The sequence below is a fragment of the Thalassolituus sp. genome, assembly GCF_984348125.1.
In genome coordinates this window covers 104,553-121,063 of record NZ_CFHJLR010000012.1, presented here as the reverse complement: position 1 = coordinate 121,063, position 16,511 = coordinate 104,553, and the positions used below count along the sequence as shown (strand labels likewise).

At 51.2% G+C, this 16,511-nt stretch carries 14 protein-coding genes; 9 read left to right on the top strand and 5 right to left on the bottom strand.

Annotation, left to right across the window (positions count from 1 at the left end):
- Nucleotides 1–291: 291 nt before the first annotated feature.
- On the top strand, nucleotides 292–1,005 hold the full coding sequence (locus AC5E51_RS10335) for an SDR family oxidoreductase (protein WP_068442216.1): 714 nt from the start codon (nucleotides 292–294) through the stop codon (nucleotides 1,003–1,005).
- On the opposite strand, the gene folK is transcribed toward AC5E51_RS10335, so the two are convergent.
- The gene (gene folK, locus AC5E51_RS10330; RefSeq protein ID WP_068442213.1) at nucleotides 987–1,385 is read right to left on the bottom strand and encodes a 2-amino-4-hydroxy-6-hydroxymethyldihydropteridine diphosphokinase; all 399 of its coding nucleotides are present in this window, start codon (nucleotides 1,383–1,385) and stop codon (nucleotides 987–989) included. The two genes, AC5E51_RS10335 and folK, sit on opposite strands and share 19 nt — an antisense overlap.
- 114 nt (nucleotides 1,386–1,499) lie before the next feature.
- Between folK and AC5E51_RS10325 the strand changes: the two genes are divergently transcribed.
- The 8 genes from AC5E51_RS10325 (at nucleotide 1,500) to AC5E51_RS10290 (ending at nucleotide 10,701) form a co-directional block, all read left to right on the top strand.
- Nucleotides 1,500–2,375: a DNA ligase gene (locus AC5E51_RS10325; RefSeq protein ID WP_301378164.1), complete on the top strand. Its 876-nt coding sequence runs from the start codon at nucleotides 1,500–1,502 to the stop codon at nucleotides 2,373–2,375.
- A 32-nt stretch (nucleotides 2,376–2,407) separates the two neighbouring features.
- The gene (gene recJ / locus AC5E51_RS10320; protein ID WP_301378163.1) at nucleotides 2,408–4,135 is read left to right on the top strand and encodes a single-stranded-DNA-specific exonuclease RecJ; all 1,728 of its coding nucleotides are present in this window, start codon (nucleotides 2,408–2,410) and stop codon (nucleotides 4,133–4,135) included.
- A 27-nt stretch (nucleotides 4,136–4,162) separates the two neighbouring features.
- Nucleotides 4,163–4,585, top strand: a complete 423-nt coding sequence (locus AC5E51_RS10315) for a DUF4124 domain-containing protein (RefSeq protein WP_068442204.1) — start codon at nucleotides 4,163–4,165, stop codon at nucleotides 4,583–4,585.
- A gap of 182 nt (nucleotides 4,586–4,767) precedes the next feature.
- Nucleotides 4,768–5,970 (top strand): transporter substrate-binding protein, encoded by a 1,203-nt coding sequence (locus AC5E51_RS10310; RefSeq protein ID WP_301378162.1) that lies wholly within the window; start codon nucleotides 4,768–4,770, stop codon nucleotides 5,968–5,970.
- Complete coding sequence (locus tag AC5E51_RS10305; RefSeq protein ID WP_301389100.1) at nucleotides 5,961–7,937, top strand: sensor histidine kinase; 1,977 nt, start codon at nucleotides 5,961–5,963, stop codon at nucleotides 7,935–7,937. The genes AC5E51_RS10310 and AC5E51_RS10305 overlap by 10 nt, the downstream gene beginning before the upstream one ends.
- A gap of 81 nt (nucleotides 7,938–8,018) precedes the next feature.
- Nucleotides 8,019–8,531, top strand: coding sequence for a TIGR03546 family protein (locus tag AC5E51_RS10300; RefSeq protein WP_297533191.1), 513 nt, complete (start codon nucleotides 8,019–8,021; stop codon nucleotides 8,529–8,531).
- Nucleotides 8,528–10,378, top strand: a complete 1,851-nt coding sequence (locus AC5E51_RS10295; protein WP_301389099.1) for a TIGR03545 family protein — start codon at nucleotides 8,528–8,530, stop codon at nucleotides 10,376–10,378. Before AC5E51_RS10300 ends, AC5E51_RS10295 begins: the two co-directional genes overlap by 4 nt.
- Nucleotides 10,378–10,701 (top strand): hypothetical protein, encoded by a 324-nt coding sequence (locus tag AC5E51_RS10290; protein ID WP_301389098.1) that lies wholly within the window; start codon nucleotides 10,378–10,380, stop codon nucleotides 10,699–10,701. Before AC5E51_RS10295 ends, AC5E51_RS10290 begins: the two co-directional genes overlap by 1 nt.
- A gap of 13 nt (nucleotides 10,702–10,714) precedes the next feature.
- Here the strand turns inward: AC5E51_RS10290 and AC5E51_RS10285 are convergent, their stop codons facing one another.
- The 4 genes from AC5E51_RS10285 to AC5E51_RS10270 all read right to left on the bottom strand — a co-directional run bounded on the left by AC5E51_RS10285 (nucleotide 10,715) and on the right by AC5E51_RS10270 (nucleotide 16,493).
- Nucleotides 10,715–11,476 (bottom strand): SDR family oxidoreductase, encoded by a 762-nt coding sequence (locus AC5E51_RS10285; protein ID WP_301389096.1) that lies wholly within the window; start codon nucleotides 11,474–11,476, stop codon nucleotides 10,715–10,717.
- Nucleotides 11,477–11,512: 36 nt separating this feature from the next.
- Nucleotides 11,513–14,383: an insulinase family protein gene (locus tag AC5E51_RS10280; protein ID WP_491778537.1), complete on the bottom strand. Its 2,871-nt coding sequence runs from the start codon at nucleotides 14,381–14,383 to the stop codon at nucleotides 11,513–11,515.
- A gap of 32 nt (nucleotides 14,384–14,415) precedes the next feature.
- Nucleotides 14,416–14,676, bottom strand: a complete 261-nt coding sequence (locus AC5E51_RS10275; RefSeq protein ID WP_068439249.1) for a hypothetical protein — start codon at nucleotides 14,674–14,676, stop codon at nucleotides 14,416–14,418.
- A 74-nt stretch (nucleotides 14,677–14,750) separates the two neighbouring features.
- Complete coding sequence (locus tag AC5E51_RS10270) at nucleotides 14,751–16,493, bottom strand: response regulator (protein ID WP_491778536.1); 1,743 nt, start codon at nucleotides 16,491–16,493, stop codon at nucleotides 14,751–14,753.
- Nucleotides 16,494–16,511: the final 18 nt, after the last annotated feature.

Here is a 16,511-nt window from a genome sequence, read left to right as displayed (position 1 = left end):
GCTAGGCGCCCCCGTATCGAATCCGGCCCCCGCAACCAACAATTAAGCCAGCCAGCGAGCTGGTTTTTTTGTGCCTCAAATATACTGTGGATGCCGACCTTGCGGTCGTCGAGCTAGGCGCCCCCGTATCGAATCCGGCCCCCGCAACCAACAATTAAGCCAGCCAGTGAGCTGGTTTTTTTGTGCCCGAAATTTAGTGTGGGTGCCGCTTCCGCAATTGTTTCTTCTCCCTGACACCCGTGATATTACGCGTTACCATGGTTTGCCTTAGTGTTGATTGGCGGTTCTTTCATGGCAAAACGTATCTTTATTACCGGTGGTGCCCGTCGTTTAGGTAAAACGTTAACCGAGCATTTTCTGAGCGAAGGCTGGGCGGTTGTTGCGCATTTTAATACCCGTAGCGAGCTTGAAGAGCATCCTGGGCTGACACTTCTGCGAGCTGACTTATCCAACCCTGACGACATTGCGCGTCTGTGCCAGGAGCTTCCAGGGCATGGGCCATTCGACGCTGTGGTTCACAATGCTTCCTGTTTTGTCCCGGATAGTGCGGCCTCAGATCTCGCAAGCCACGTTGCGCAGCATCAGAATGTCCATGTCACCGCCCCCGTAATGATCACGGAGGCCATCGCTGAAAGTTGGGCTGACAGCGCCTGCATGATAAGTATCAGTGATATTTACGCAGAAATACCGAATCAACGTTTTTCTGTTTATTGCGCTGCAAAAGCGGGCTTACAGAACTGGTCGCTGAGCATGGCTCAGCGCCTTGCGGGGCGTGTGCGTGTGAATGTGATTCAGCCGGGACCGGTACAGTTTCTGCCAGAGCACGACGAAGCATACCGACAGCGGGTGCTGTCGCAGTCTTTGATCGGTGAAGAGCTGGGCTATGGTGCGATCGTTGACGCCTGCGACTATCTGATTAAAGCGCAGGCGGTGACTGGGTCAGTTACCCGCGTTGATGGTGGCCGCTTCGTTGCTAACCGTTACGATCAGACGTTTTCTGCCTGATTCCAGGTCTCATAGACTTCACGGTAATAACTTTCTTCTGGTGGTGTCTGCTTCAGAGCAGTAGCACCGCTGTCTGCTTCCTGCAGAATATCGATATCTATGGTGCGGTCACGTGTCTTTCGTGCCGGTGACTTCGGTTCCCGGCCCAGCTGCTCCTCAATCCGTTGCAGGCGCTGTTTCAGCATGGGGGCTGGCAGGTTGCACTCGAGAATAATGAGCTGGTTGCCAAAGGCGTGCGAGAAGGTTTCCCCAACTGGCTCGGTAAAGACTGCAGGTGACTGTTCGACGATGTCGCCAACGCTGTGAAGAGCTTCGACTGCCTTAGAGAGATGCTCTCTGGGTTCAATATTACTGCCAAGCCCCAACAGAAAATATGCCATACAGTTCACGAGTCCTAATAAAAATGTCGTAGTTGTAGCGTCAGCTACTTTTACTGCGCGTACAAACGCGCTATCAATATGGCAAACATAATAACAACATGGAAGGGCATAGATATGTCTGGCTGGATGCCATATTTCATCGCGGTGTTGCTGATACTTGGCGGCATGCTTCCTGTCTGGGCCGCTACGCAGCGAGATGAGATGCCACCTCAGTTGATGCTGGCGAAGCGTTTTCAGGGCGCAGAGGCGCTGCCTTTATATGGTGTGAGTGAGAAGTACGATGGCGTCCGTGCATTCTGGGATGGCATCTCGCTCGTTACTCGCAGTGGACGGGTGATTGACGCTCCTGATTGGTTTCTGGCGCAACTGCCTGACGAACCGCTGGACGGGGAGTTATGGCTGGGGTACGGCCGTTTTTCGGAAGTCAGTGGCCTCATCCGTCGCAACGACAGTGACAGTAGTGAGCTTTGGCAGGACGTCCAGTACAGAGTATTCGATCTGCCAGAAGTCGCGGGTACATTCGATGAGCGCTATCAGGCGCTTCTTGAACTGATTGGTGATCCCTCAGACATCGCGGCCAATGACAATCTTCAGCCGGTTGAGCAATTGCGGATTTCTTCTGAGAAAGAGCTGGATGCTCTTTTACAAGAGGTCCTTCAGCGAGGTGGAGAAGGATTGATGCTTCACCGTTGGGATAGTTTTTATTTTGCCGGGCGTAGCAGTGACCTGTTAAAAGTGACTCCGCTTGAGGATGCCGAGGCGATAGTGACAGGATATGAGCCTGGCCAGGGACGCCTGAAAGGCATGATGGGCGCACTCAGAGTACGCCTGCAGAACGGGCGTGAAATGTTGCTGGGAAGCGGTTTTTCAGATGCGGAGCGGCAGGCGCCTCCGGCTTTGGGGGCGCGCGTACGTTTTACTTTTCGGGGGCTGACTGCTGATGGGTTACCTCGGTTTGCGAGCTTTGATCGGGTGCGTCCGCCCGAGTAAACTAACCGCTTTCTTTCATTTCGGAGATTCTGATGTCGAGCCAGGCGCCGCAAATTCGAGTCCGGCAAACAGATACTGAACAGACTCTTCCTGACCTCCACCCCGTGTTATCCCGCGTTTACCAGAGTCGCGGTATCGCAACTCCTGATGATCTGAATCTACAGTTAGCAGGCCTTGTTCCTTACCATGAAATGCTGGGTATTGATGGGGCGGTTTCTGCTCTTATGCCCGTTGTTACTCAAGGGAAGCGCCTGCTGGTAGTGGGCGATTTTGATGCGGACGGAGCAACCAGTACGGCGGTGGCCCTGAGGGCACTCAGAATGATGGGTGCTCCGAATTTAGATTATCTCGTGCCTAACCGGTTTGATTTTGGTTATGGCCTGTCTCCCGAGCTGGTTGAGGTTGCAATCGAGCGCCGCCCGGATCTGATCATGACCGTAGACAACGGCATTGCATCGGTCAGTGGTGTCGCTGCGGCTAACGCGGCGGGTATCCCTGTGGTTGTGACAGATCACCACTTGCCCGGAGATGAGCTGCCTGAGGCATTAGCGATCGTGAATCCTAACCAGAAGGGGTGTGCTTTCCCTTCGAAGGCTGCATGTGGTTGTACCGTTGTCTTCTATCTGATGCTCGCTTTGCGAGCGTGTTTATCTGAGGAAGGTTGGTTTGATCGTTCAGGAGCAGGCCAACCCCCGAACCTGGCGTCGTTGATTGACCTCGTTGCTCTTGCGACGGTAGCCGACGTAGTTCCTCTGGATAAAAATAACCGCATTCTGGTCGAGCAGGGGCTGCGACGTATACGCGCCGGAAAGTGCCAGCCAGGCATCCTTGCTCTGCTACAGACCGCAAAGCGGGACCATAGACAGCTGGTCTCTAGTGATCTTGGTTTTGCTGTTGGCCCGAGAATTAATGCAGCCGGGCGGCTTGATGATATGTCATTAGGCATTGAATGCCTGCTGACGGACGATTTTAACCGGGCAATGGACATTGCGACTGAGCTGGACGCTTTTAACCGGGATCGTCGACAGATTGAGCAAGCAATGCAGGGAGAAGCACTCGCCTTACTCGAGCGGATGGATGCCAATCCGGCTGACGGTTACGGTGTTTGTCTGTATCACCCTGAGTGGCATCAGGGCGTAATCGGGATTCTGGCGTCGAGAATTAAGGAGCGACTGCATCGCCCTGTGATTGCGTTTGCTCGTGGAGAAGCGGGTGAGATAAAGGGCTCAGCCCGCTCCATCACCGGTTTACATATCCGTGATGCGCTCGATCGGGTGGACCGGATGGCTCCGGGGATCATCGTAAAGTTTGGTGGGCATGCCATGGCCGCTGGACTGACGCTGGCTGAAGGTACCTTTGAACGCTTCTCTGCGCTGTTTGATGACGTGTGCAAAGCGATGCTCAGCGAGGACGCTTTGCAGCAAATACTGGAAACGGACGGCTCGCTTGCATCTGCAGATTTCAATATGGCACTCGCGGAAGCACTGCGTCTGGGAGGGCCGTGGGGACAAGCATTTCCTGAGCCTCAGTTTTCCGGAACTTTCCGTCTTGTTCAGCAGCGTCTTGTAGGTGGTAATCATCTGAAGCTTGTGCTCCAGCCTGAGGGAACCGATCAGGCGATTGATGCTATCTGGTTTGGAATAGACCCTTCTGTGTGGCCGGATCACTCGCGCGAAAAGGTGACCTGTGTTTATCAGCTCGACATTAATGAATTTCGTGGCGAGCGGAATCTACAATTACGGGTTGTTCACATGGAATGATTCATTAACGCCTTCAGGGAGGAAGGTATGAAGTTACCAATCATAGTGTTAGTTTTTCTTGCACTGCCGACCAGTGCTGAAATATATCAATGGCGCGACCAACATGGGCAATTGCACTTTTCAGATCGCGCTCCAGAGAACGCAGCTCACGTAAAAAAGGATTTAATACCAGTCAGTACCTACACGCCCGTGATTCCTGATATCAAAGATGAATCTGCAGCCCGGAAGGCTCGCAATCAGTCGAGACTGGAGAGTAAGAAGAGCCAGCGCCTGGCGGATGAGAAAGCCAGACTTCTGCAGGCAGATCGACAAAAGAAATGTCGGAAAGCTCGTCAGGATTACCGCTCAGGCGAAGGCCGCTACCGGTCTCAGCCCGGCCTCGATGACCTCAAGAAAGCCCGACGTCGGATTGATGCCATAAATGACCGTATTAAGTCTTTCTGCTACTGAAATTTAACGGCCGGATGCCTTGACTGTAACTGCATGTGTCGTGTGACAGTGAAAAGATGTTACGGTTTTCCGGCAAAGCTTTGTTTTGCCTGACTTTTCTTACGTTTTACTTCCGGGCTCTCTTATCTGCCTTTCTGATTGCTAATCTCAGAGTGACTGTGTGTTTTACTGAGGTTGTGGTGATGAAGTCTGCCCTGCTGATTCTCGCAGCGATTCTGATCAGCGGGGGTCTGTATTTTCTTATGACCCCCGCTAACCACATGCATATTCTACTGGTCGGAAATTCGACAGGGACGATGGCTACCCGGGATCAGGAGATGCTGTCACTAATTGAAGCCAGATTTCGCGCTAACGAATCGGACTTAGGAATAGCCTTCACATTTTCCTATCTTGATGCCAGCGTACCCACAGATCAGCTCGCGTCTGAATTTAAGCGTATTACTGATGAAGCCAGCCCCGACCTGGTGATTGGTTGTGGAGACTCATTCTGCCTCCGCCAGGTCTTACCTGTGGTCGAGTCGGGCAATCTCACATTTCTGTATCCCGGAGCGTCCGAAGGCCTGTTTGACAGCGCGTCTTTAGTGCATCTGGGTCCGGTACCTAATCAGTTTCTTTTTCCATCCCTGAGCTGGGTTCGGCAGCACCTCGGGGATACCGTTATGTATCTCGGTGGGGAAGATATCCGCTCAAGGATGTTAGGGCGCATGCTACGTCAGCACCTGTTGCCTGTTTCTGGAATTGATATGGTGACAGAGGAGTATCTTGGCACTTACGAGCAGATGCCATCGATATTAGAAAAAATCAGAGACTATCAGCCTGATGTTCTCTTATTTGATGCCTGTGACTGGCTGAATCATCCGGATTTCGCGAGCGTACTTACTAAGGCCAATATCCGTATATTTTCGCTCTGTACAGATACCCGCCAGCCTGTCGCTAATAATTACTATTTCGTAAGCCATTACTTTGATCATCCGCATAATCAGGCAAATGTAGAGTTTAAGAGCTTTATCGCTGAACGTGAAAACCGACCGGATGCGCTGAACGCAATGGCTGTTGGTGCAGCAGATCTGGTGATCTCGCTACTACGAGAAAGAAGCATGACCGCGGCAGAGATCAGTTACGCGCTGCGTGGCCGAAACCTTCTGAGCGCGGCCGGCTCACTCGCTGTTGACGTGAACGAAGAAGGTACATGGCACACTCTTTTTATCGGTCAAAGTAACCGTGGTGAGGCAAGGCTGCTATGGATGTCGGACGCTAAACTTCGCCCCGAAATGTTTCCCGGAAGTGAAGGGCCATCCGACTGGCTTCATCACGTTACTATTTACTGGAGAAATAATCGCGGACGCTACCGGACAGGGAGCATTGGGGGTAAAGCATGGCTGTAACCCCAAAAAAATTCTCTGTAAAGAATCTGGTCGATTCTGCGAAAAATTACGAATTCCCAAGTATGCGTGGCCGGTTGCTTACCTGGATGATGATAACGGCATTGATTCCCGCTATTTTCCTTGTACTGATCGGCCTTACCTATGCTGAAAAGCAACTGGAAAAACGTGCTCTCGCTGATCTGAGTGCGGCATCGAAGCGACTGCATCACGACATCAGTCTGGTTGTTAATTCTCCACTGGAAACCGTCAGAGTCTTTTCGCGATCACCCTACCTGCATCAGGCATTGAAGGATTTCTCATCCGTGTTTGATAAGGATGAACTGTATTCCACGGACTATCAGGATATGCAGGATAAATACTGGGCCTATTTTTCTCTATATGCTGAGAAAAACCGTTTACGTGATTTGCTGATACTTAACCATCAGGGCGAGGTCGTGTTTTCAGCGGTACAAAGCGACGCGTACGGTGCTGACATTAAACACGTAGACTACACAGGAACCGGTATACAGGCAGCCTACAAGAAAGCGCTCTGGAAGATGGACTCCGCCATTGCCTTTTCTTCATCTGAAGCGGACGAGAATACCTTCGCTTTTCTTGCAGCTCCCGTCGTTGGGGATCGATTATTAGGCGTCATTATATTGATACCTGAGCCAGCTGAATTAGAGCGGCTTCTCTCTATACACAGCCACAGCGGGCAACTTGTTAATCTCTATTCCGAAAAAAAATCCGTAGGCTACCGCTCATTGTTTAAGGGAGATGTCATAGACCGAACTTCAGGTCTCGGCAAGCGATTATCGGGTGCCATGTTGGGGACGGACTTCAGCGGCGAACTGGATTTCTGGGAAGGCGACTGGTTGGTCAGTATACGTTCGGTTCCGGTACTGCAGTCGGTTCTTGTGCAGCGCCGTGATAAAGATGTCGTATTAGAGTCAGTCAGAGAATTAAGGTACGGAGGGTGGGGCATTACTCTGGTTGTATTGCTTCTTACCTTCGTATTGTCACGGCGCTTGTCTCATAACCTTGCTGCTCCGGTGTTTACCCTGACTCAGAGTATCGAACGTATATCGGAGGGCGATCGTGAAGTCTCTGTTGATGTGAACAGAAAAGATGAACTGGGTAAACTGGCCCAGCAGTTCAATGAAATGGCGGTCTCTCTGAGAGATACGCAAGCGCAGCTGGTGCAGACTGAGAAGATGGCCTCAATCGGGCATCTGGCGGCTGGTGTTGCACACGAAATTAATAATCCCATGAGTGTTGTCACCGCCAACATGACAACTATGAAAGAGTACGCTGCGACTTACGTAAAGCTAGCCGATCTCTTCTCCCGTTATCTCGAATCAGCGAGTGAGGACGCCTCTGAACGACAGGGTATTCTTGATGAACTGCAGTCGTTTGAGAAAGAAGAGGATATTGGCTTTGTTCATCAGGATATGAAAGCGCTGCTTCAGGATTCCCAGCTTGGCTTGTCACGGGTCCAGCATATTGTCAGCAGCCTGAAACTTTTTTCTGAGCTGGATAAATCGGAAGAGGAAGACATTGACCTGAAAGAAACTCTGGAGCAGGTAGTCAGTGATGTGGCGCCATCACAAACGCGTCAGGTAGAGATTACTTACGATATTGAACTGGACAGCAAAGTCCGGGTCAAACCCGAGCAGATGCGGAGAGTGTTCTCCGCAGTAATAGATAATGCCATCAGGGCGTGTGTCGATAAGGGCAGCCTGCGAATTAAAGCCTGTCGTCAGGACTCAGTGCTGATTATTGATTTTCAGGACACTGGATGTGGCATGGCACCGGATCAGGTGAGTCAGGTGCTGGATCCCTTCTACACAACACGTGAGGTTGGAGAAGGGATCGGTCTGGGACTGTCGGTCGCGCACTCTATCGTTGAAGCTCATGCCGGGACACTCAGTGTTGTCAGCAAAGAGGGTCGTGGTACCCGGGTTCGGATAGCCTTGCCTGAGCGCTGAGATCTGCGTCTGGATTTATCGCTCCTGCGCTTTTATAGTGGCTTGGTGGATACCCTGACTGGCGACCAACGGAGTGCAGACATGCTGTCGTTACTTGCAAGATTACTTAAAGCCCTCAATTCGGAGGCAGCTCCAGGACAGGTAGCTTTCGGCTTTGCGCTGGCTATGATCCCGGGGTTTACCCCGCTATTTTCCCTGATTAATCTCGTTGTATTACTCATCGCGTGCATTCTGAGAATTAACTTCAGTGCCTTTTTGCTCGGCATTGTTGTGTTCTCCGCCATCGGCTATTTCCTCGACCCTCTCTCAGCTGATGTAGGGGAGTACCTGTTAACTCTGCCATCGCTCACTGATACCTGGACACAGTTTTACCAGAACGACTGGATGAGGGTTTCTTCCTTTAATAACACGGTCGCGATGGGTGGGCTGGTTATTTCAGTTTTACTACTGGTTCCAGTGACTCTGATCAGCCGTATTCTTATCCTGCAATACCGTAAGCGTGTTCTGAACTGGGTTAATCGTTTGAAAATTGTTCAGGCGCTTAAAGCCACTAAATTCTGGTCTATCTACACCAAGTTTGCGGAGTACTCATGACTAAATGGATTCGCTGGTCAGGTCTGGCTGGTTTTCTTGCGGTAGTCGGGCTGATTGCCGCGCTATTTATTTTCCTGCTGCCTTTTCTGATCAAGTCAGGTATTGAATTTGCGGGCACCAAACTGGCGGGTGCCAAAGTCACTCTGGACGATGCCGATGTGACACTATCTCCGCTGGGTGTTCGCCTCGAAGGGCTGCAGGTGGCAGACGCACGTGCTCCTATGATGAACCTGATGGAGTTTGATGAAGCTGTCGCTGACCTTGAATTAGCGCCCCTCATTGTCGGTAAGGCGATCAGTAATGAGCTGTCTGTTTCTAACCTGAGGTTCCACACTGAGCGCGAAAGCAGTGGTGCAATAGAGGTCGCAGAGTCGGAATCAGAAGGTGATGAATCGCCTTCTCTGAAGGAAAAGGCCTCTGAGGCTCTTCCTTCTGTCGATGAGGTGTTGGCAAAAGAAACGTTAAGCACGCCTGATGCGGGCGAGGCTCTGAAAGCTGCCTGGAACGAAAATAGCCAACTGATCGATGACGCCTTCGATAAAGTGCCGGACGACAGCTCTATAGCTCAGTATGAAGAGCAGATTCAGGCGATAACGTCTGGACGTCTGGAGTCTATCGAGGATTTTCGCGAACGCAAGCGACAGCTTGATGAGCTGAAAGAGCAATTTAAACAGGACCGCGATGCGGTGAGGGATGCCAGAGACGTCGTTCGCTCTGCGAAAACAGAAGTGTCCGCTAAACTCACCGAGCTTCGTCAGGCCCCGTCTGAAGACCTTGCCTATCTCAAGGATAAGTATCAGCTGAGTGGTTCTGGCGTTTCTAATATTACAGGGTTGCTGTTTGGTGATGACGCCGCTAATTGGGCGCGTGAGGCTCTGTATTGGTATGAAAAAGTCAAACCTTACCTGGAGTCAGACGACGGTGCAGAGGCTGATAGCGAGAAAGATGAAAAAGCACCGCGTCTGGCTGGACGTTTCATACACTTTCCGAGTGACGATCCGTGGCCTGATTTCATGATCCGCACTGCGCGACTGACAGGCCCATTTGATGGTGGTCAGTTGGTCATTTCGGGCAGGGATATTACGCACCAGCAAACAGTGACGGGTCGACCGACCGTATTTACTGCGACGGGAGAAGGGTTGCAGAAAATTGGGGATCTGGATGGTCGCCTGGTGCTGAACCATACCGTGGGCAACGCAACAGATACGCTGACTCTTGCAATCAGCGACTGGAAAATGGCTTCTCTTAATCTTGGTGTTGCTGGTGCCAGACTGGACTCGTCTCGTGTTCAGCTGGATGCAACGGCAGAAGTGGTTCGGGGCGAGCTGGATGCTGATCTCGATGCGAACGTGACCCAGGCGAACTTTACGGGTGAAGGCCAGACCCTGTTTGCCCGTGAACTGAACGCGGCGCTTCAGGGAATTAATAACTTTACTGTGAATGCGGGTGTTACCGGCACCCTTAAGAACCCTGACATTGCTTTCGGTTCTGATCTGGATCGCCAGATAAACAGCGCGATCAGCAAGCGCATCCGGGCCAAGCAAGATGAGTTCGAGCAGAAGCTGAAAAATCGTCTTAATGAGAAGATGTCAGAATATGCAGGTGATTATGCTGAGGAATTACAGCAGTTAGCCGCGATGGAAGGTTCGCTTGATGATAAACTCAGTGCCTTAAAAGACCTCGCTTCGACTGAGCTTGAAGATTTTAAAGCACAGCAAGAGCGTGAAGCCCGCGAAAAACTCGAAGCTGAAAAAGCAGCTGCCGAAGAAAAAGCGCGGAAAGAGGCGGAAGCAAGGAAGCAGGAACTGAAAGATCAAGCGAAAGACAAACTAAAGAACCTATTCTGATGCAGACCCGATTACTAACACCTGAAGAATTTAAAGCCACACATTTTTCCCCTGCGCGGGTGGAAGACAGCACGCCCACCCCGGATTTCTGGATCTATGTTCAGGCGATACCGGCTGAGCACTTTGGCATATTTGATTGCCGTGAAGGGCAGGTGACCCATGTATATCGAATGGGTAACGAATTCGAACACGTCTTGATCAACAGCCAGTATCAGGGTGTGGCAATGGTCATCGTGGTCGACCTGGGCAGCAAATCTGTGCACGGACACTACCTGCTGGATGTAAACCCTCCAGGGACTCAGACCTCGGAAGAAAATACCTGATGATCCGGTAGTGTCAGCTCCGGCTAAGCAGACGAATAAGCCAACCAGTAACCGGACGAGGGCTGATCTGGCCTAAAAGGTATAACAGTGTGAACTGTAAGCTGACGGTGCGGTGGGTTAGTTTTCTCGACAGTTGTTTCAGTACCGCTTCGGCGACATCTTCGGCGGTCAGGTTGACCCCCAGAGCGTCGATAATGTGTGCTCCATGTTTCTGAGACGTCAGCATAGGCGTCTTGACGAATGGAGGCATTACGTCTCCGACATGAATACCATCCTTTCTCCACTCAAGGTTAAGAGCTTCGGTTAACCCTTGAACGGCAAACTTTGACGCTGAATACACAGCGAACTCCGGAATACCATAAGTGGCCGATGCCGAACTCATATTGATCACCTGACCTTCAGGTGCAGCTTTGAGGTAGGGATAGGCTGCCTGGCAGCCATTAATAACGCCTTTGATATTAATATCCAGAATCTGCTGGTGGCGTTCGCGACTGATGTCGGTAAAACGATTCACCTCAAGTATGCCAGCACAATTAAACAGAAGTCGCAGCTGTCCATGGTGTTTAGCGGCAAAATCACTGACTGAATGCTCAAAGGCATCGGCATCTGTCACATCCAGTTTATAGATATACACGCGTTCAGGCGTTTGAGCGCAAAGAGCCTCAAGATCATCAGTAAAAAGATCCGCAAGTGCGACAGACCAACCACGATTAATCAGAGCTTCTGCTGTTGCTCTGCCAATACCGGATGCTGCTCCGGTAATAAACGCGTTCATATCACCTCCTAAGATTATTAACTGGCCTTGCCCTGGCTACTCTTCATCGTCAGCTGTATCGATGGAGTTTTTAACTGCCGGTAATGAGTACTCAGGTAGGGTAAACCGCTCCAGGCTGGTGCGGTCCAGCGTATTCAGCGGCGTCATATCATTCACTACTCCACCTTTTTCGAACAACAACCAGCTCCATTCGTTATTCAGTACGGCACGACGATACAGATTCAGAATCTGTGTCTTAGTAATATTGCCGACTTGATCTGCGATGGCCTGACGGGTATCAAAGGTATATCGTCCGGTTGAGAGATCAGCCCAGAAATTGGCTGCTTTTTCGCCCATATTTTTAGGGTTTTCGGTCAGCCGCGTGATCAATCCTTCCTGAAATAACGCGAACTCTTCATCCGACATGGTCTCCAGTTTACCTTCGTAATCGCGGAAAAATATCCGGCTATGATTCATCATCTCTTCTGGGGTAGCGGTTGGCGATTGAACGATAAACAATAGCCCGGGAACAGATTTCTGCGGATAAGCGGTCGCAAATACGATGTAGCCCAGTTGTTGCTCCGTGCGCATATATTGATAGTAGGGTGACGAAATCATCTGAGCGAGCAGGCCCGCTTCAGCACGGGATACGTCTGACGTGTCTGTCCCCTGAAGGTACAGTGTCATGACTTTATCCGGGTGATCCTGAGTGACCGACTGCTGAAATTGCCCAGCAGGTGCTTTCAGTAGTTTCGAGTCTGTCTTTGCTTCGGTATTGGCCGGATAATATTTTTGAGTCAGAGTGCCAATCTCCGCAGCAGACTCTGCACTCAGAGTACCGTGAACATAGGTCGTTATAGCAATGCTGTTTCCGAGCTGTGCGGCAAAATTCTCCAGCTGCTCTTTAGTGGTCGCTTTTACCACAGGTAACAGATCTGTATCACTGAAGGATGGTTCGATTAACCAGTTCTTCAGGTCAGCCAGAGTGCGCTGATACGGACGTGCCTTCAGGTTGTTTTCAAGAGCGCGGATCAGGCTTGCCTGATAGCGCTCGAACTGCTCGTTACTGATGTTCATATTTTTCATTTCAGTAAATATCTGTTCGAGCAGAACCGGTAACTTATCGAAATAGCCGCTTACTGCGATTTCCAGCCCTTCGCTGGTGGCAGAAAGGCGATAGTTTAGCCCTGCGAGGCTGGCAGGATAACTGTAGGTGTTTAAGGCTTCAGTGACTGTCCGGGCATAGAGACGTGCGAGGACACGTTGCTCGGCACTGTCTTTAATCGCTGGCACTTTAAGATCTATTAATACCTGCGCGCGAGGAGCATCAAACTCATGCTCTGGGTAATACCAAAGCTGGTAGCCGTTATCTGATGTAACCAGTTCGGGGGTATCGGACGCTTCGCCGGGGGCCGTTTCAAGGTTTTCTGGAACGAATGGGTTGGCCTTTGGTAGGTGGAGTGCCCCCTTCCATTCAGATGTTTCTGCCTTCTGATAGTCTGAAGGGCGTATTTTGATCTCGGTCCCGTACCAAGGGTCGGTCGTATCTGTATCGACACCTGGTGCTATCAGGACGCGCAACATATTGTCAGCCGTCAGACCAGACAAGTATTTCTTTATCAGCTCATCGGGAGCAGGTTCTGAACGGTAGTCACCGTAGATGGTATCTTCTACGGGAAAAATCAGCATATTGCTGCTCAGGCGGGTGGTGTAGTTGGATATTGGCCCATGTTCCTGAAAGCGGAATGTCATTTCATTGAGCATTCTCTGCTCTTCTTTGATGTAGTCAGGGATACCGTTAGTACGGATCAGATCAATGTATTCCATCAGGATGGAGGTGATTTCCTCCTGATGGAGTAGGCCGGACTTGGTTAAACCAATACCGACGACCATAGTGGATGCATGGTGGGTGCTCAGCGAGCGACCGGCACTGAGCGATTCAGCCCAACCCTTTTTCTTCAGGAGTGCGAGAATACTGCCGTCGCCTTCGTGACCAATCAGGTTCGAAAGTAACTGCACGGGTTTGTACTGATACTGTGAAAGAATTTCTGGCAGTGGAAAAGTAAAGCGAAGCTCGCGTATTTCCTTGACCGGTTTGATGTGCATATCAAGTGGCAGCTGTTCGGGAACAAACACCGGAACATCAGGCCGTTCGAAATGAACATCCCTTTCAGGAATATCAGAAAAAAGCTGGCGGGCTTTATTACCCAGTTGATCAAGCTCGTAGTCGCCGGCGATAACGAGCGTCATGCGATCTGAAGAGTAGTGCGTCTGATAAAAAGAAATCAGCTCGTCGCGAATCTTACTATCTTCGCGGTCGCTGAGGGTGTCCAGGTTCCCGGTCGAAAAATTAGAGAAAGTGAACTCGGGGTTCATTGCCATTTTTTGTGCTGAAAAAATACGGCGCCCATCTTCTTTAAGGTTCGCGCTGTACTCGGCGTGTACAGCGTTTTTCTCCCGATCGACGTACGCTTCATCGAACGTAGGGGAAATGAAAAATGGGGCGAAACGTTCCAGCGCGCCGCTTAGTTTTTCGTTGTCGACATCAAAGAAATAGGTCGTCTGCGCATAGGAGGTAAAGGCATTATGGCTACCACCATTCTGCTTTATAAACTGTTGGTATTCGTCTGGCTCGGGAAATGGCTCAGTGCCGAGAAACAGCATATGCTCGAGGAAGTGGGCGAGGCCCTCACGATCCTTGGGATCATCCATGCTGCCAACGTTTACACTCAGGGCTGCACTCGCCTTGTCTGCTTCGGGAGTCCTTACGAGCATCACTTTAAGACCATTTTCAAGCTCCATATAGCGGTAGCTATAGGCGTCCGCAGGGCTTACGATCAGGTCGGGGGATTGCGAAATGCGGAACATAGAGTATCCAAAAGCGGCCAATACAATAAGAATAAAAGTCCAGTAGCGAGGCGAGAACATGCCAACTCCTGCTGCAATGTATGTCGTTTTAATTAGTGGGCTGTGCCGTCTGCGCTGGCAATTGCCTGAGCATCGTCCAGGGAGTGATGCGCAGGGTCCAGCGCGGCAATGTGGGTAAGACGCGCACGGGCGTCTTCCAGTTCCGCTACCATCAGCGCAAATTGTGATTCAAACGCCTGGTCAATGGCGTTGTATAGAACTTTCACTTTGTCTTCTGCTTCGGCGTTGCCTCCTTCGCGGAGGGTTTTCAGGCAGGCGAGGGCGATGTTGTGGTACATCTGGTCTTTGTTCACGGGCGTCTCCTTTTTCCTCATGATACACGACCCGGCGCACCGCTATAAGCCTGCGTGAAACTCCTTAACTTTCTTTACCCCAGCGTGGCGTCTGGGCTGAACCAGTGCAGCTCACTGATACTGACTTCAGGACTCAATACACTTCCACTGAGCCAGTCTATTCGTGCTTTGTGGGATGTGGCCAGCAGTTCGGAATGTTGAATATGACCGGCATAAATTACCATGCCTTCATCATGCAATTTCTGCAGCAGGCGCCCACCCTGTACAGCATTCCGTGGCTCCTGCATCCGCGTCAGAAATTCCGGTGCCAGGGTGATCCCACCAATTGGCAGACTCAGGATTTGCCGGGCGTTAAGGAAGCTTCGGCCGAAGTGGCGTATCATCCGTGTAATATCGTGGTGGACCAATTCTCCATGCAGAAGAATATCTTCTTCCTGCTCACTGAGTAGCTGTTCTTCGCTGAGAATCATTGATACTTCAATGGGGTGCAGTGCACGTGCCTGTTCCAATGCAGGCAAGAACTCCCGGACGGACTCGGCTGATGCATTGTGGCTGTCGAGGATAACTCTTACCGGCCCACTGAAGTGAGACTGCCAGGTCGTCACAACGGTCGTTAACCAGGACTGCCAGTCAGCTTCTTTATAGTTACCCAGCTGCTGACTCTCAACGCCGAGGATCTCGCCATGAAGTCCAAATACCGGAAGCACTGTTTGCTCTTCTTCTGTGGAGCTTACCTGACGGGTATTCAGACCCAGTTTTTCACGTAGCCAGGATTCATAGTCAGAGTCGGATGGGGCTTCGTGGCGGGTCATGCTGGCTGCCGGAAGGCGTCCATCGGCTTCCATCGCGGCGGCGAAATCCTGAAGCTCTGACACCGACGACGCATCACGGGCAGCAATCAGAAACTCGTTAGGCTGAGGCATGTGATAGAGGTCCTGCCCCTGGCGACAGATACTTTTGAGGTCAGAGAATAAGCGAGCCGAAGCACTGAGATCACCAACCAGCTCAGCCTCAAACTGGATATGGAGGGCGGCAGCTGGCAGGGATTCCTGAGATGCTTCAGCAGAATGATCCGCGTGTGTACTCTCTACAGCCGGGCTGTTGAAGACGGATGAGTTCAGATCACAGACGCATAAGCGATATTGAGCCCCAAGTGGGCTGATGGCCATCGAAGACGGCAATTGCTGGTGTTCGTTGTCGAGGAGTGTGAAGTGACCAAGCCAGGTCGCTCCAGCCTCAATCTGTCGTGTCACTTCTGCTTCAAGTGTTACTCCTGCTGCCGAACAGGCCGGCGAGAATAGGTTGAGCCCCTGCAGATCTTCTTCCCTGATCGCCAATGCCTTGCATAGCTGCGGGCTGGCAAGACGAATGATCCAGTTGCTGTCAGTCAGAAACGCCGCTGAATCCGTAGTCAGAGCTTGTTGAAACTGATGTACGTAACCAAGCAGACTTTGTTGACGAACGCCTTCTTCTATATCAATTGTGAGTAGAGTGTTGTCCCAAGGCTTAGCGACAAAGCGGTGGACGTCACCCGCATGCCAGGCTTCGCGCAACGCGGAGTAGTCGACCTGCCCTGACAGAAGCAGGCGATAGGTATATGGGGAAATCTTTCTGGCTTCGTGGCACAGAGAAATACCATCACGGCGTGGCATCTTGAAGTCTGTAACCATAACGTGGATGTGCTCGCGGCGGAGTACGTCGAGTGCTTCCTCACCATCATTTGCTTCGAACAGGTTCCAGTCCTGAGATCTGAGCATGCGGCGAAGTGCCTGAATAATGCTGGGCTCGTCATCTACTAAAAGTACATTGATCTGCATAGTTGCTGCTTCTCCTTT